Raw genomic sequence first — 16144 nt, 5'->3', positions numbered from 1 at the left:
AAAAGGAGCGTGTAACTCAAAAGCAAATAACTGCTTTTGAATCCTTTTAATCAACCCGAACGACCGTTCCTATATCGGCGTGGGTTTAGTTCAGTGCGCCTTTTTTTCCTTTGAAAGTCCATGATCAGCTTTATTTTTTATGGATTTTCTCTTGACTTATTACCACAAGTCTTGCTGTAACTTTGCTCTTACTCTGTAACCTGCTTCCTTAACTGCTGTTTCTGTAGCTTACCGGTCGCATTCCGCGGAAGCTCTTCTAATGCTTCATAGAGTTTTGGAATCTTGTAATCTGCAATTTTACCTTGCAAAAATTTCTTGCATTCTTCTTTTAGATTTTCTACTTTTCCATCAATCACGACATAAGCCTTCACCGTTTCACCCCAGTCCGGGTTCGGAGTACCGATCACGGCAACATCCGAGATAAGTGGGTGTGTGAGAAGAAGATTTTCGATTTCTTTCGGATAAATATTTACACCACCAGAGATGATAATGTCTTTCTTCCTGTCAATCATCCAATAGAAGCCATCCTTATCTTGTCGCGCCATGTCGCCAGTATAGAGCCAGCCGTCTTTCAGCACAGCCTTCGTTTCTTCCTCATTTTTATAGTATCCTTTCATATTTCCTTCACCACGCAGGATAATTTCACCAACCTCACCGGGTACCGTGTCTTTACCATTTTCATCAACCAGACGGATTTCACAATTAAGCGCCGCGCGATTTCCGATACTTCCGGCCTTTTCCTCATGATCATCGAAGCCTAGTAACGTCCCATTTGGTCCAGCTTCTGTTAACCCATACACGCAGATTAATCGGTCGGTAGCAAATTGATTTTTTATAAGTATGACTTCTTCCTTGGAAAGCGGCGCAGCTCCATAGATCCAATATTTCATAGAGGAAAGGTCATAGTTTTCAATTTCTGGATGTTTACAGGTTGTTAGATAAGCAATCGGTGCTCCGAAAAAATGGGTCGTTTTTTCTCGGGAAACTGTTCCAAGCAACAAATCCGGTGTAAAGGTTGGTACAACAACATGAGTTGCTCCAACATAAAGACCTGCTACCATGAATAGATGCAGTGGTGCAGAGTGGCTAAGTGGCATCATATGAAGTATACGGCTTTCTGGCTTTAACTCCATTTCTACACAAATCGTAACTGCGACCGTAAGGATACTGCGGTACGTGAAAAGGACACCTTTCGGATTGCCGGTTGTTCCGGATGTATAAAGGATGGAAGCATCATCATCTTCTGTGAGACTGCATTTGATTTCTGTAGTTGAACCGCTCGCTAGCAGGTCTTCCAAGGAAAGCCAAGCCCTTTCCGCAGATCCGGTTTTGATGAATTCAATCTCTGGAGATTGTTCCGGTAAATGACGGACTTGCTCGAATATAAGCTCATGTGTGATAAATACGGAAGCATCGCTGTCGTCTAAAATATACATGACTTCTTGTCCAATCAACCTTGCATTAATCGGAACACTGAGAGCTCCAATGCGCTGAACGGCAACATAAGCAATCAGAAACTCTTTCGTATTTGGCATTTGCAAGGCAACTTTATCACCTTTTTTAACACCCAATTCTTCGAGACTATGAGCGAACCGATTAACAGCTTCATTCCATTCACTGTAAGTGACCCTTTCAGAGGGCGTTACAATTCCTTCATGATTCGGATACTTCCTTGACATAACGGCTAACAGGTTAGGGATATTCATTTTTTTCACGCTCCAACTCATTTAATTTAGTTTGAAACTCCTCAAGCAACTGCTCCATCTCTGAACGTATTCGCAGTAATTCCTCTATCCGTTCGGTCACCTCCTCGATCTTTCCCTTCCCATATTCGATTGTCCGCTCGAGTTGCTTTCTGCCTGTCCGGTCGAGGTCAAACAGCTGGATCATTTCCCGAATCTCATCTAACTGGAAACCATATCGTTTTCCCCGGAAGATGAGCTTCAGCCTACCTCTCTCTTTGCTAGAAAATATCCGCTGTCCAGCTTCTGTTCTTTCTGGTTTTAATAGACCGAGCTCTTCATAGTAACGAATTGCTCTAGTCGTTATACCAAACTCTTCAGCCAGCTCTGCAATCGAATAGGTCTTTGCTGTCTTCATAGCCATCACCTTTAATTTAATTTTCTTACAATTATAGTGTAACATTGACGTTAACGTAAAGAGCAAGAAGGAATTTCGGGACAGAGGGTCAGAGCATTTGTCCCATTTTGAGAATGCGGGTGCCTGGAACTTATGGGAATAAAAAAACCTAAAGCAGATAAAAATATTGCAATCCATCCGCTCTAGCTCTCACCTGAAAACAGAATTGCAACAATAAAATCCTATTCATCAGAAAATATCCCGTCGTCATTCGAAAAAATTCGTCACTTGGATAGCATACCTTCCTTTTAATTATATGTTCATCCTACTTCTAAACTAACTCGAGAACGCGCACTTTTTATTTCGTTTTCATTCGTTAATAATCATGAAATAAAAAATGATTAGAACTAATGGGACAGATAGGCAGCAACTGTCCCACTTTCAACATTTTTCAATGAAGTCCACGAATTGGAATCCCAATTCTTGACTTTTAAATCCCCAGTAAATATATTTGATTTATATACTCAACAAATGAAGGACTCCAGAAAGCATTTTAGTAGTGTATTTTATAATTAATCATTAATATATACTGATGGGATTTTTTTAACGCAGTATTCGATTTAGAGGTGGTGATTGCTTGGCTTTTATAAAACGTTCGTTCCTGCAAATTGTTCCGACACTATTTATTCTAACGTTGATTGTCTTTGGACTTGTTTATGTTGCGGGTGATCCGGTCGTCAGCATGCTTCCGGAAAATGCAACACAGGAAGACCGTGCCGTACTAGAAGAAGCGCTTGGATTAAATGAACCTTTTTACGTGCAGTATGTAAATTACATAAAGGATTTAGTAACAGGGAATTTCGGTCAGTCGCTACAATACCAAGAGCCGGCACTGGACCTTGTGGTGGAACGGCTTCCGGCAACACTCGCCCTCTCCCTGATGGCTTTAGGTGTTGCAATTGTGATATCGATTCCCCTTGGTATTTTTGCTGCATTAAAACGAAATACGGTGCTTGACTTTCTCATTTCCGGCGTTTCGATCGTTGGAAAGGCGATGCCGAATTATTGGATTGGGATTATGCTCATTCTCTTCTTTGCGGTTATTATCCCGATTTTCCCAGTTTCCGGTGCGGAATCACCGATTCATTTCGTCTTGCCGGCGGTGACGCTTGGGGTTGCACTTGCAGCTGAAATTACGCGACTAATTCGCGGTAGTGTACTCGAAGTAATTGAACAAGATTTTGTCCAGACGGCCCGTAGTAAAGGGCAAAAAGAAATAATCGTCATTTTACGTCATGTATTTTTAAATTCGCTTATACCTGCTGTTACTATTATTGGATTACAATTTCCTCAACTAATTGGCGGGGCTATTGTTGTGGAAACTGTCTTTTCCTGGCCTGGTGTAGGGAGATTATTACTCTCTTCCATTGAAACGGGTGATATGGCGGTAGTTCAAGCGATTGTCTTTATCATTGCCTTAATTACGATTGTGGCTAATTTATTAACCGATGCCGTTTATCGAATCCTCGATCCGCGGATTAAATACAAGTAGTTTGGAGTGAGGTGTAATGAGTAAAAACAGCCCAATAACAAAGACATTCACAAAAATACGCAACTTTACTTCACCTCTAGGACTCATTGGATCGATTACCGTTACCATTATTGTCCTTTTGGCAATTTTTGCTCCGTGGATTGTACCGCATGACCCGTTTGCCATTGATGCAACAAAGCGCCTCATCCCTCCCTTTTGGGTAGATGGCGGATCGACCACTTATCTTCTTGGTACAGACCATGTTGGGAGAGATATATTAAGCAGGCTTATCTATGGTGGCCGTGTATCCCTTCTCGTAGGATTATTTTCTGTAATCATTTCAGGAGTTATTGGACTTCTTCTTGGTCTTTTAGCTGGATACCTCGGCGGAACTTGGGTTGATCATGTGTTAATGCGTGTAGTTGATGCGATTCTGGCTATTCCAACATTACTGCTCGTTCTTGTTGCCATCGTCGTTTTTGAACCAGGACTCATCACGCTTATCGTTGTCATTGGACTGACAAGCTGGCCGCAATATACGAGACTCGTCCGTGGCGAAGTATTAAGTGTGAAACAGCGAGAATTTGTCCAATTAGCATATACGCTTGGAGCGCCTCACACGTATCTGATTAGGCGGCATATTTTACCAAATGTCGTGTCATCGTTTATTGTTGTGGCAACAATCGGGATTGCATCTGCTATTTTAACGGAGTCTTCCTTGAGCTTTTTGGGCCTTGGTGTGCAGCCACCCGATATTACGTGGGGCGGAATGTTAAATGATGGCCGGAATTATATTGCTACGAGTTGGTGGATTGCGACATTTCCTGGACTTGCGATTACGATCACCGTTTTGGCAATTACCTTCGTCGGTGATTGGTTCCGCGATGTGCTCGACCCAAGATTAAAACAAGGAGGGGAAGGAAATGAGTGAACCGCTCCTATCTGTTAACAATCTCGTTATACAGTTTCCTGCAAGAGATAAGGACAAAATAACTGTCGTTAATGACGTATCTTTTCATGTCAATCAAGGAGAAGTCGTCGCCATTGTTGGTGAAAGCGGCAGTGGGAAAAGCATGACATCCCTCGCCATAATGGGATTGCTTAAAAGCGAGGGCGAAGTTGCAAGTGGTGCCATCCATTTTCAGGGAAGAAACTTGCTCGCCTTACCAAAAAACGAACGGCGCAAAATTAACGGGAAAGACATGACGATGATTTTCCAAGAACCAATGTCATCTCTTAACCCGATGCTCCGAATCAAGACACAAATTGCCGAAGCGTTAAAAATCCATCATCCGGATATATCGAAAAAAGCAATTCAGGAAAAGAGCATTGATTTATTGCGCCAAGTGGAAATAAACAATGCAGAAGCTGTTGCAAATCGATTCCCCCATCAATTATCCGGGGGAATGCGGCAGCGGGTCATGATTGCGATTGCTATCGCTAATGAGCCGCAACTTCTCATTGCGGACGAACCAACAACTGCCCTAGATGTTACTATTCAAAAACAGATTTTATCATTAATCAAGAACTTAAACCGCAAAAATGAGATGGGGGTTGTTTTTATCACCCATGATTTAAGTGTCGTCGCCGATATTGCCGATCGGGTTCTCGTCATGCGCCAAGGGAAGATTGTAGAAGAAGCAACTGTCTTTGAACTGTTTGACAATCCGCAACATCCTTATACGATCCGCTTATTGAAAGCAATGCCTACACTTGAAACGGATACTGATACGATTGATTCACTTATGGATGATCCTGCACAACTTGAGAGACTAGAGGATGGCCCCTTTCAAAAAATAAGTGACACCCATTTTGTACGTAAAAAGGCAGGTGCTGACGATGAAGGCTGAGGAACATTTACTCGAAGTAAAGGGATTAAGAAAATATTTTTCCGATCAGAAAGATGGCCCCATCTTAAAAGCGGTCGATGGGGTGAATTTTCATGTAGAGCGCGGGGAAACGCTTGGAATTGTCGGTGAATCTGGCTCAGGTAAATCAACCATCGCTAAAATGATTATGCAGCTTGAAAAACCGACAGAAGGAGAAATCCTTTTTCACGGAAAAAATATAACAAGTTTAACCAATGCGGCAAAGAGAAAGCTCCAAATTATTTTCCAAGATCCATACGGTTCGCTAAATCCCCGGATGAAAGCGAAAGATATCGTTACCGAGCCCCTCTTTATTCATGAAAAAATGCCAAAAAGGGAACGGTATGAACAAGCTTTAAAACTTTTACAAGAAGTAGGACTTGATAAAGAACATCTTAATCGTTATCCGCATCAATTCAGTGGCGGACAACGACAACGTCTCAGTATTGCCAGGGCGATTGCGTTAAAGCCAGATTTAATCGTCTGTGATGAAGCCGTATCCGCTCTTGATGTATCGCTACAGGCGCAAATTTTACATTTATTATCTTCGCTACAGAAGACATACGGAATTGCTTATATTTTTATTGCGCACGGTTTACCTGCTGTCCGATTAATAAGTGATCGGATTGCCATTATGTATAAAGGGGAAATCGTCGAAACCGGCACCCGTGACGAAATTTTTGAGAATCCGCAACATGATTATACGAAATCACTACTAGCTGCAGTTCCTCCCTCCCACCCGCGATTAAGGGAAGATGGATGAATCAGCTGTTACGAATTATAGGAGGAATTACTTCATGAAAAAACTGAAATGGCTCAGTATGACTATCGCTATCACACTTTTACTTTCTGCTTGTGGCTTTTCCGATCCCGATCAGGAAAGCGAAACAAGTCATAATGACTCAGGCAATGGTTATGAATCACTTACATTTGCCAATCCTGCAGATATTACGACACTGGATCCACAAAATAACAACGTCATCACAACTTCAGCAGTACTCGTAAACATATATAGTAAACTTGTAAAAAGAGATGCTGCTGGTGAAATCGTTCCAGAGCTTGCAACAGATTGGGAACAAGTTAATGATACGACTTGGGAGTTTACATTGGAAGAAGGAGTAACGTTCCACAACGGAGACGACCTTACAGCAAAAGACGTGAAATTCTCATTAGAACGAGTGGCAAACGATGATACGTTACAGCAGTATTCCGTTTTTAACAAAATAGAAGAAGTAACGATTATCGATGATTATACGGTACAGATTATTACCGAAGAACCGGATCCGCAGTTATTAAGCAGATTATCAACGGTTGCTGCGAGTATTTTCCCAGCTGCCTATTTTGAAGAAGTAGGATCAGAAGAATTTTTCAAAAATCCAATCGGCACAGGTGCTTATGAATTTTCCAAATGGAATCGAGATAGTTATGTTGAACTAACGAAATTCGCAAATTACTTCGAGGGTGAACCGAATTGGGAAAAGGTTCAATTTACCGTTGTACCAGAAGACTCGACCCGGGTTGCTGAACTATTAACGGATAAAGTCGATGTTGCCTTTAATATTCCTACGGCAGATATCGACCGAATAAATGACAATGAAGGAACCCATGTCAGTCTGGAACCAATCCAGCGTGTCATCCAGCTATGGCTGTCAACAGAAGATGATGCACCAACTGGTGATCCGCGGGTTCGTGAAGCAATCGATCTTGCCATTGATAACCAAGTCATTATCGATGAAATTCTATTAGGTGCAGCAACACCGACAAGGACCCATGTTACTCCAGGGAACTTCGGAGCCGATGAGTCCCTTTATGATACGTATGAGTACGATCCAGACCGGGCAAAAGAGTTACTCGCAGAAGCTGGATACGAAGATGGAATTACAGTAGATATTTCAGTTAACAATTATTATACAGAGATGGCCGAAGTCGTTGGTGGAATGCTCCAGGATGTTGGAATCACAGCAAATCTAGAACTACTCGAACAAAGTCAATTTGCTAAACGCTTATTCGATGAAGACTTAGCAGAAGGTGTCTTCGTCGGGTGGGGAAATGACATGTTTGACGGCAGTGTACTCGATCTATTTAGAGAAGAAAATGTCACAAGCTATGCGAACGAAGAAGTTGACGAATTACTTGAAGCTGCGGCCTATAACATGAATGAGGAGAAACGGGCAGAACAGTATCAACAAGTTCAGCAAATATTAGCGGAAGACAGAGGAGCCGTCTACTTATTCCAATTGGAAGGCCGTTACGGTGTGAGCGACCGGCTTAACTATACACCGAGACTTGATGAGTTGTATGTAATTGATGAAATTACGTTAAATGAATAAGGGGGAGGAAAATACGATGGCAGTATCCGTCACATTAATGGAAGCATACATGATTGAAACATTACTTGCATCCGGAATGGAAAAAGCCGACTTGATTCATGCAATAAAAACAGAGGATCTGGATGCGATCTTGCAGGTCGATGATTCATTCGACTATCTAGCCTTTATTAAGGAAACGAAAGATGATTTCGAGCGAGTGGAACAAGCAATTCAGTCTGGCTACACGATTAAATTTATTTCCGTTTACGGAATCGAACGGCTATTAAATATCAAATTTGCTCTGGAGTCAGGGAAAGATTATTCGTTAGAGGACCATCAATTTCATGGAATTAAACTGAAACAAGATGAATTTACCGATTTTGAAACAATGCTCTCTCCCAATTGGAACATTACAAATAAGAAAACAACCAATACCAAAGTAACATTTGACATCATACACCAAACCCACTCCCCTTCCTAACTGGGACAGAGGGTCAGAGCATTTGTCCCACTTTTTGCAGGAGAACTGTTCGGATGAAACTAGCTGGTAACATGTTTACCAGCTGGTTTTATTGGGACAATAACACCCCCTTTTTTCTAAATGGAGCATCACAATCCCTTCCTTTCCGCATTTTTATCCATTCTGATATGGCTATTCACTAGATTCATATTTATGTATTTACACTTCATTACACAACAATACCCGATCCCTTTCCCTTCCAATTCACCAAAAAACAACAAGATCCACCAAGTGACTTAACGAAAAAAAACTAGTAGTTGACGCTAAATAATTTTAACTGTACAATTACAGTTAACGACATTTTCTACTAGAATCCAATCTAGTAGAATCTTTAAGTACATGAGTTGTAAGCGCTATTACATAATATAGCTATTTTTACCACAAACAAACATAGCGCTAACATCATCTATTGTAATACAGGGGGAAGGGGTTGAATATTTTGTTAGAGGTATTAAATAAAATTAACGCATTCCTCTGGGGTGCGCCTAGTATGATCCTGCTAGTTGGGACAGGGCTCTTTTTAACATTTGCGTTAAAGGGACTGCAGTTCACCAAATTATGGTATGCTTTCAAACTAGCATTTACGCCTGATAAAGAGGATTCAGAAGCTGAAGGGGATGTAAGTAACTTCAAAGCTCTGATGACATCGCTCGCCGGGATGATTGGTAATGGGAATATCGCCGGAATTGCAACAGCCATTACGCTTGGAGGGCCTGGGGCGCTCTTCTGGATGTGGGTTGTTGGACTGATTGGAATGTCGACCAAGTATGCTGAAGCTGTTCTTGCGCAAATCTACCGTGTCAAAAATCCAAATGGCGAATATTCCAGTGGGCCAATGTACTATATTGAGCGCGGGCTAGGGAAAAAGTGGAAGCCACTAGCCATCGGGTTCGCATTTTTTGCGGGAATCGCAGCATTAGGAACCGGTAATGCCGTTCAGTCAAATACAATTGCTGACGTAATGGATAATAGTTTCCATGTAACGGGCTGGGTTACCGGAGTTTTACTTGTTATACTTACCGGTCTCATTATATTTGGCGGAATAAAACGAATCAGTAATGTTGCTGGAGTGTTCGTCCCTGTCTTAGCTATTTTATACATTGCGGGCTCTATGTTAATTTTAATCTTGAATTTTGATCAAATCATACCTGCATTTGGGCTAATTTTCCACCATGCGTTTACACCTGTTTCAGCGGCTGGTGGATTCACCGGATTTGTCGTCACGCAGGCAATCCAGCATGGGGTCTCGAAAGGAATATTCTCCAACGAGGCTGGTATGGGTACCGTAGCGATGATTGCAGGAAATGCCAAGACGAGCCATCCAGCCAAACAAGGCCTTGTTGCCATGACAGGTACATTCATCGTTACGATTATCGTTTGTTCGATGACAGGGCTCGTACTCGTTATTACCGGTTTCTGGGATCCATCTGGCGGATTATTGTCAGGAGTCGAGCATAATGCGAATCTTGATGGCGGCGCTTTGACTAGTGCTGCATTTGGAGCTGTTCTAGGCGTTATCGGTGAATACATCGTTTCCATTTCTGTTGTTTTCTTCGGATTTTCAACGATTATCGCCTGGTATGTCTATGGATCAAAAAGCTTTGAATACTTATTCGGCGTAAAATACGTCGGCATCTATGGTGTTCTTTTTCTAGCAGCTACATATATTGGTTCAGTAGCCGACCTTAAATTGGTCTGGGCATTTGCCGATATGGCAAACGCACTTATGATTATTCCGAACTTAATCGGTCTATTATTATTGTATAAAGTAGTTAAACAACAAACAGAAAACTATTTCGCCAATCCAATTGAAAAAGAGCAATTGCAAAAAAATGCATAGCGCTAATTTTAGGTGTAATATAGAAAATAAAAAACAAATAGAAAGAGGGATTCAAAATGAGAATCGGTATACCTAAAGAAATTAAAAATAATGAGAACAGAGTTGCCATGACACCAACAGGAGTTATTAATTTGAAAAGAGCTGGACATGAAGTATTTATCGAAACAGCTGCAGGACTTGGGTCAAGTTTTAAAGATGAAGATTATGAAAAAGCTGGCGCCACCATTGTATCTTCTGCTGAGGAAGCATGGGCTCAAGATATGGTTATGAAGGTAAAAGAACCACTTCCTGAAGAGTATGCCTACTTCCGTGAAGGACTAGTTCTTTTCACATACTTACACTTAGCAAATGAGCCAGAATTAACAAGGGAACTGGTCGATAAAAAAGTTGTTGCTTTAGCTTATGAAACCGTACAACTTCCAGATAACTCACTACCATTATTAACACCGATGAGTGAAGTGGCTGGTACAATGGCAACGCAACTTGGTGCTCATTATTTAGAAAAAACACAAGGCGGAAAAGGTGTTGTACTTGCTGGGGTTCCAGGTGTTAAACGCGGGAAAGTTACGGTCATCGGCGGAGGTGTAGTAGGTACAAATGCTGCGAAAATTGCTGTAGGACTTGGTGCAGAAGTTTCCATTCTTGACTTGAACCCAACTCGTCTGCGCGAGCTCCACGAAATATTTGGCAATAATGCTAACGTGCTTATTTCCAATGATGTAAACATTGAACAGGAAGTAATTGATTCTGATATTGTTGTTGGCTCTGTGCTCATCCCAGGTGCAAAAGCTCCTGTGCTTGTATCAGAAGATATGATTAAACAAATGGAAGATGGTTCTGTCATTGTAGACGTTGCAATTGACCAAGGTGGAAACTTCGAAACAAGTGACCATGCGACAACACATGCTGATCCTGTTTATACAAAACATGGGGTTATCCATTACACCGTAGCAAACATCCCAGGTGCCGTACCAAGAACAGCAACAATTGCACTATCAAACGTTACAGTTCCTTATGCGATTCAAATTGCGAATAAAGGATATAAAAAAGCGCTACTCGATAATCCTTCATTACTTAAAGGTTTGAACACTTTAGATGGTAAAGTAACCTATCAAGCAGTAGCAGAAACATTCGACTTGCCATTTGAAGATGCGATTGGATTATTGAATAAATAATGATTGAAAAGACCTTTCAGGTGATTACTCCAAAAGTTAGATTATAACTCTAACTTTTGGGGGCGGCACCTGTTCCTAGCTTGGAAAGGGTCTTTTTATTTTTTTTAGAAAGTATACTAGTGTATAACGAATTAACCTTTTCTCCGACTATCTCCCACACCATATATTCGAGTCATGCATACTATGATTATAATTTTTAGTGAAGTTTGAAGTGTAAACTTTCTCACAATCCACATTGATATGGATAATAATAAATAGTATCATTCAAATCAGACAAATTTTTCCATTTTTCCGCAAAAACATAGATAATACTATCCAGATTGTAAAGAAATTATGGCATTCTGGATATATCATATCGGTATAAAAGGGAGGGATGATAATGGAGCTTTTCATGCTGTTTTTCATTTTCTTAATGGGCGCCATTGCTCTAGGAGTTTACTTTTTACCAACCATCATAGCTAAGATAAATAATCAACCAAACTTCGTATCTATCTTTGTATTGAACCTATTTTTAGGCTGGTCCTTGGTTGGATGGGTCATATCACTAGTTTGGGCTGTTAAAAAAGTTTAACATGAAAAGATGCTAATATTTTACTGCACTAATACGAATACTTTTATAAAAGAACCGGGGAAAAAGCATGAAAAGTGATTCATGCTTTTTCCTTTTTATTAAAATATAACACGATTCAAAGCAGCAGGAGGATTTAAATTAAAAATATACACACTGACCACAACGCAGCACCTTCCCGTTCCTCAACAAAAAGCGTGGGATTTCCTCTCCAACCCTTCTCAATTAGAGAACATTACTTCAAGTGATTTATCATTCAAACCACTCCATCCCCTTCCACAAAAAATGAAAGAAGGGATGACTTTCCGTTATCAAATCAGACCTTTCTTAGGTCTTCGCATGAACTGGCAGGCGGAGATTACCCGTATTGAAGAAGGCAGCATGTTCATTGATATTCAACGCTCCGGGCCGTTTCGCTATTGGCAGCACGAGCACCGCTTGATCCAGAATACGGATGGTACAGAGATGCGTGATACAGTAAACTACGCAATGCCGTTCTCTATCTTTGGGGACATAGCACATCAATTATTTATCCGAAAGATGTTGGAAGACATATTTGAATACCAGAAACGGGCAATCGCAACCTATTTTGAAAACAACTAAGCCCAAAAAAATCCCAAGTCCATTTTATAATGAACTTGGGATTTTTAATGAAGCAATCCATTCAACCAGACCTCGTTTCAAGTGCCACTTCAGGTCCTTTTCTTCCTTTTATATAATTCCAAGCATAAATCACAAATATAATTACATAACCAATAATATCAGTTACAAGCTCGGGAACAATCAAAAGCAAGGAACCGACCCCGAGAATGATTCGAGTGATGACACCTAAATGTGTTTTAATATACCCTTCGACCGCCGCACTAATTGCAATGACAGCTATGGCCGAACTGATTGTGACAATTAGGATATCCATTACTGCGGCAAATGGAAATTCCGTTACATTAACCGGTAATCCAGTTGGATTAATCAAAAGCATTGCAGGTTCGTAAACAAAAATGAACGGAACGATGAATCCTGCTATCGATAGTCTGAGGGAGATAAATCCGGTTCGCATCGGATCTCCTCCTGCAAGTCCTGCCCCGGCAAAGGAAGCGAGTGCTACAGGTGGAGTAATGTTTGCAAAAATACCAAAGTAAAATACAAACAGGTGAGCGATTAGAACCGGAATACCAAATTCCGCAAGTGCAGGAGCAGCCATTGTCGCGGTAATAATATATGCCGGAATGGAAGGGAGACCCATCCCTAGTACAATGGATGCAAGCATTGTCAGAATTAACGTAAGCATGAGTGAACCTGCACCAAGGCTAGTAATAGCAGACGTCAATGTCGCTCCAAAACTTGTTAAGTTAACAACACCAATTACGACACCGACAACTCCACAAGCAATAATTGTTGATAGGGATTGTCTCGTTCCCGTTTCCAGCGCTTCGAAAATATCTTTAATCGACATTCTCGTATGTTTCCTAAACCAAGATACAATCACGGTAATTACAATTGTATAAAAGGCAGAAAATGAAACTGGAAGTCCGTAGAACAGCATCGCAATTAAACATATAAGCGGAATGAGCAAATGCCATCCATTTTTCAGCACTTTTTTCAACTCGGGCAGGTCTGCTTTCGGTAACCCTCTCAAGTTTGCTCGTCCTGCCCGGTAATGAACTTGCATAATACTACTCAGGAAAAATAATAGCGCTGGGATCAATGCTGCGAGGGCAATCGTTCCATACGATATCCCAGTTGTTTCCGCCATAATAAAGGCACTCGCCCCCATAACCGGTGGCAATATCTGTCCACCAATAGAGGAACTTGCCTCAACTGCACCAGAAAAGTTTTTATCATAACCGATCTTTTTCATTAACGGAATCGTAAAGGCTCCGGTACTAACGACGTTACCGACTGCGGATCCGTTAATTGATCCCATAAAGGCACTTGAGATAACAGCTACCTTAGCCGGTCCGCCTTGTTTATGTCCGGCTAGTGCAAGAGCAAGATCATTGAAAAACTGCCCCATCCCTGACTTTGCAAGAAATGCCCCAAACAAGATGAACAGGAAGATAAATTGGACCGATGCACCGATTGCTGTTGAAAAAAGACCTTCTGTTTTAATGTAAAGCTGACCAAATATATCGGATAAATCAAATGGCCTTGTCAAGAGCATCCGTGGTAACCAGTCTTGGTGGCTGAAGAAGGGATAGACAAGAAATAACATGGCCAAAATCGGCAAAATCCATCCCGTAACCCGGCGTGCTGCTTCAAAGACTAAAATGACAGTCATAATCGCCATTAGAATATCTGTCGTAGTCGCAATCCCGCCACGCGTTGTGACAATATCGGGATATACAACAAACAAATAAACAGAGGAAGCGACACTTAGCCCGACGAGAATCCAATCATAGAATGGTATCTTTGTGCGATTTTGCTTTTTAAATGTCGGATAGAGTAGGAATACGAGAACAAGTCCACCCATTAAGTGGATATTCCGCTGTAAGAGTGTTGGCAGCGGATTAAATGTTACATATAAATGGAAGACAGCAAAAGAAATTGCGAGAAGCGATATGCCCCATAAGATTGCCTTATTATTTACTTTCCGCACATTCGATTCCAAGTCAAACTTTTCCAATACTTTCTGGACTTGCTCATCCGAGACCTCAACAGATGTTGTTGGCTGCTTTTCGTTATTCATAAAAATTCCCCCCTTATGTATTCCCATATAGGTACAGTACGCACGCTAATAAGAACGCGCTCGTGATCATTAAAGTAATGATGCAAAGGAATTTCACGATTTTCCATGTATATCGTCAAATCCACATATTCGGAAGCCGTTACATTTAATTCCTCATAAGCCACATCCATCTCCATATGGATAAAACCATTTTCAGTCGTTGTTCCTTCAACTTCATATGGCGTCCCAGCACCAAACGTCTTAAAATATGTTTCTAGTAACACAATTTCCTGCTTTTCTCGTTTATAGTTTTCAAACCATTCTTCTTTCTCAATGGAATGAATCCAGCCAAGTGTAAATTCGTTATGTTTAAGATAATAAGCGGTATTGTCTCCCGCTAATTCAATGACTGGCAAACGTAAAAGAAGAAGAAAAAGGAGCACGATGAGAAACGCGCTCCCGATCCAGATTTTTTTCTTATTGCTCATTAAAGTATTTTTCAGCTCCTGGATGTAATGGCGCAATAAGGCCGTCTTGAGCTGTATCTAATGATATATCCGCCGCTGCCTGATGTGAGTTAGCTAACTGTTCCAGATTCTCAAAGAAGGATTTGGTTAATTCGTACACATCATCCTCACTTAAATCTTCACGCACAACGAGCGCATTCGGAACAGCTGCAGTTGATACAACGTCCGCATTGTCATACATATCTGCTGGAATCTCATATGGAACAAAGTACGGATGTTCCTCTGCAATTTCAGCAACTTTATCTGCATCTACCGTTACTAGATTAATATCAAGCGTTTCAGACAGTTCCAATACAGAGGCATTCGGCAGCCCACTTGTTAAAAAGGCTGCATCAATCGTTCCTCCAGATAAACCGTCAGATGCCTCCGCATAACCGAGGTAGTCCACCTGCAAGTCATCATATGTAATATCATGACCATTTAATAAAGCGCGTGCATTTATTTCTACGCCAGAACCCTGGTCACCAACAGCCACACGCTTCCCGACTAAATCTTCTATTGTTTCAATGCCGGCATCTGCCCGTGCAACAATTTGTACGACGTTCGGGTAAAGATTCGCAATTTGTGTAATGCCCTCTAACGGCTCTGAAAAACTTTCCTCTCCATTTAAAGCCTGGCTCAATGCATCACTCATAACAAATGCCATTTCTACTTTTTCATCTGCCATGAGATTCAAGTTTTCAGCGGAAGCTCCTGTTGTTTGTGTACGAGAGTTGACATCGTAAGTTGACGTATAAATATCCGCAAGTGTCGTAGCGATAATATTATATGGACCAGACGCCCCGCCCGTAGCAATGGTCACAATATTTGTTTCAAGACCGGCAGAATCCCCATCTCCGCCATCACTGCTATCAGCGTCGTCTCCTCCATCATCGCCACAGGCTACAAGGACGATTGATAATAAACCAATCACGAGTAAGCCTAACCATTTTTTCCTCATTTCTTGATCCCCTCTCCCCTTTTTTCTATTTAATATAGCGTTTTCATTATAATATCTTAGTAATATTTTGTCAATTACAATATATTACTCTATTTAAATAATTCGACTTTTATTTTATCCAA

Annotated in this window: 15 protein-coding genes; 10 read left to right on the top strand and 5 right to left on the bottom strand. The window is 41.2% G+C overall.

The features are described from left to right. Positions 1 to 188: 188 nt before the first annotated feature. Both WKU33_RS18140 and WKU33_RS18135 read right to left on the bottom strand, forming a co-directional pair. On the bottom strand, positions 189 to 1706 hold the full coding sequence (locus WKU33_RS18140) for a class I adenylate-forming enzyme family protein (protein ID WP_340455972.1): 1518 nt from the start codon (positions 1704 to 1706) through the stop codon (positions 189 to 191). Continuing rightward, the gene (locus WKU33_RS18135; RefSeq protein ID WP_442946191.1) at positions 1693 to 2100 is read right to left on the bottom strand and encodes a MerR family transcriptional regulator; all 408 of its coding nucleotides are present in this window, start codon (positions 2098 to 2100) and stop codon (positions 1693 to 1695) included. The genes WKU33_RS18140 and WKU33_RS18135 overlap by 14 nt, the downstream gene beginning before the upstream one ends. A 616-nt stretch (positions 2101 to 2716) precedes the next feature. On the opposite strand from WKU33_RS18135, the gene WKU33_RS18130 reads away from it, so the two are divergent. The 10 genes from WKU33_RS18130 (at position 2717) to WKU33_RS18085 (ending at position 12493) form a co-directional block, all read left to right on the top strand. Then, complete coding sequence (locus tag WKU33_RS18130; protein WP_336252433.1) at positions 2717 to 3631, top strand: ABC transporter permease; 915 nt, start codon at positions 2717 to 2719, stop codon at positions 3629 to 3631. A 16-nt stretch (positions 3632 to 3647) separates the two neighbouring features. Continuing rightward, entirely contained in the window at positions 3648 to 4541 is an 894-nt protein-coding gene (locus tag WKU33_RS18125) for an ABC transporter permease (protein ID WP_188856064.1), read from the top strand. After that, positions 4534 to 5460 carry an ABC transporter ATP-binding protein gene (locus WKU33_RS18120; protein WP_340455970.1) on the top strand — a complete coding sequence of 309 codons (927 nt, stop codon included), beginning with the start codon at positions 4534 to 4536 and terminating at the stop codon, positions 5458 to 5460. Before WKU33_RS18125 ends, WKU33_RS18120 begins: the two co-directional genes overlap by 8 nt. Beyond that, positions 5450 to 6241 carry an ATP-binding cassette domain-containing protein gene (locus WKU33_RS18115; RefSeq protein ID WP_340455968.1) on the top strand — a complete coding sequence of 264 codons (792 nt, stop codon included), beginning with the start codon at positions 5450 to 5452 and terminating at the stop codon, positions 6239 to 6241. The genes WKU33_RS18120 and WKU33_RS18115 overlap by 11 nt, the downstream gene beginning before the upstream one ends. A 34-nt stretch (positions 6242 to 6275) precedes the next feature. Next, entirely contained in the window at positions 6276 to 7808 is a 1533-nt protein-coding gene (locus WKU33_RS18110; RefSeq protein ID WP_340455966.1) for an ABC transporter substrate-binding protein, read from the top strand. Between the two features lie 16 nt (positions 7809 to 7824). Continuing rightward, the gene (locus WKU33_RS18105) at positions 7825 to 8268 is read left to right on the top strand and encodes a hypothetical protein (protein WP_340455964.1); all 444 of its coding nucleotides are present in this window, start codon (positions 7825 to 7827) and stop codon (positions 8266 to 8268) included. A gap of 478 nt (positions 8269 to 8746) precedes the next feature. Next, positions 8747 to 10147, top strand: a complete 1401-nt coding sequence (locus tag WKU33_RS18100) for an alanine/glycine:cation symporter family protein (protein WP_188856091.1) — start codon at positions 8747 to 8749, stop codon at positions 10145 to 10147. 56 nt (positions 10148 to 10203) lie between these two features. Then, positions 10204 to 11322 carry an alanine dehydrogenase gene (gene ald / locus WKU33_RS18095; protein WP_340455961.1) on the top strand — a complete coding sequence of 373 codons (1119 nt, stop codon included), beginning with the start codon at positions 10204 to 10206 and terminating at the stop codon, positions 11320 to 11322. Positions 11323 to 11701: 379 nt separating this feature from the next. After that, entirely contained in the window at positions 11702 to 11893 is a 192-nt protein-coding gene (locus WKU33_RS18090; protein ID WP_340455959.1) for a superinfection immunity protein, read from the top strand. Between the two features lie 105 nt (positions 11894 to 11998). Beyond that, positions 11999 to 12493 carry an SRPBCC family protein gene (locus WKU33_RS18085; RefSeq protein WP_340455973.1) on the top strand — a complete coding sequence of 165 codons (495 nt, stop codon included), beginning with the start codon at positions 11999 to 12001 and terminating at the stop codon, positions 12491 to 12493. Between the two features lie 61 nt (positions 12494 to 12554). Here the strand turns inward: WKU33_RS18085 and WKU33_RS18080 are convergent, their stop codons facing one another. The 3 genes from WKU33_RS18080 to WKU33_RS18070 are packed head-to-tail and all read right to left on the bottom strand — an operon-like array spanning position 12555 to position 16022. Further along, on the bottom strand, positions 12555 to 14576 hold the full coding sequence (locus tag WKU33_RS18080; protein ID WP_340455957.1) for a TRAP transporter permease: 2022 nt from the start codon (positions 14574 to 14576) through the stop codon (positions 12555 to 12557). Then, positions 14573 to 15043: a DUF1850 domain-containing protein gene (locus WKU33_RS18075; protein WP_340455955.1), complete on the bottom strand. Its 471-nt coding sequence runs from the start codon at positions 15041 to 15043 to the stop codon at positions 14573 to 14575. The genes WKU33_RS18080 and WKU33_RS18075 overlap by 4 nt, the downstream gene beginning before the upstream one ends. Then, entirely contained in the window at positions 15033 to 16022 is a 990-nt protein-coding gene (locus WKU33_RS18070) for a TAXI family TRAP transporter solute-binding subunit (protein ID WP_340455953.1), read from the bottom strand. The genes WKU33_RS18075 and WKU33_RS18070 overlap by 11 nt, the downstream gene beginning before the upstream one ends. Positions 16023 to 16144: the final 122 nt, after the last annotated feature.

Origin of the sequence: Oceanobacillus sp. HCA-5259, assembly GCF_037892815.1 — a bacterium.
GTDB classification, from domain to species: domain Bacteria; phylum Bacillota; class Bacilli; order Bacillales; family Amphibacillaceae; genus Oceanobacillus; species Oceanobacillus indicireducens.
Note: the sequence above shows the minus strand (reverse complement) of the source record. Positions and strands in the feature narration are given on the sequence as shown.

Bases quoted from the DNA above. Each gene is read 5' to 3' on its own strand.
- WKU33_RS18140 (WP_340455972.1), bottom strand. From the start codon at position 1,706: ATGAATATCCCTAACCTGTTAGCCGTTATGTCAAGGAAGTATCCGAAT.
- WKU33_RS18135 (WP_442946191.1), bottom strand. From the start codon at position 2,100: ATGAAGACAGCAAAGACCTATTCGATTGCAGAGCTGGCTGAAGAGTTT.
- WKU33_RS18125 (WP_188856064.1), top strand. From the start codon at position 3,648: ATGAGTAAAAACAGCCCAATAACAAAGACATTCACAAAAATACGCAAC.
- WKU33_RS18120 (WP_340455970.1), top strand. From the start codon at position 4,534: ATGAGTGAACCGCTCCTATCTGTTAACAATCTCGTTATACAGTTTCCT.
- WKU33_RS18115 (WP_340455968.1), top strand. From the start codon at position 5,450: ATGAAGGCTGAGGAACATTTACTCGAAGTAAAGGGATTAAGAAAATAT.
- WKU33_RS18110 (WP_340455966.1), top strand. From the start codon at position 6,276: ATGAAAAAACTGAAATGGCTCAGTATGACTATCGCTATCACACTTTTA.
- WKU33_RS18105 (WP_340455964.1), top strand. From the start codon at position 7,825: ATGGCAGTATCCGTCACATTAATGGAAGCATACATGATTGAAACATTA.
- ald (WP_340455961.1), top strand. From the start codon at position 10,204: ATGAGAATCGGTATACCTAAAGAAATTAAAAATAATGAGAACAGAGTT.
- WKU33_RS18090 (WP_340455959.1), top strand. From the start codon at position 11,702: ATGGAGCTTTTCATGCTGTTTTTCATTTTCTTAATGGGCGCCATTGCT.
- WKU33_RS18080 (WP_340455957.1), bottom strand. From the start codon at position 14,576: ATGAATAACGAAAAGCAGCCAACAACATCTGTTGAGGTCTCGGATGAG.
- WKU33_RS18075 (WP_340455955.1), bottom strand. From the start codon at position 15,043: ATGAGCAATAAGAAAAAAATCTGGATCGGGAGCGCGTTTCTCATCGTG.
- WKU33_RS18070 (WP_340455953.1), bottom strand. From the start codon at position 16,022: ATGAGGAAAAAATGGTTAGGCTTACTCGTGATTGGTTTATTATCAATC.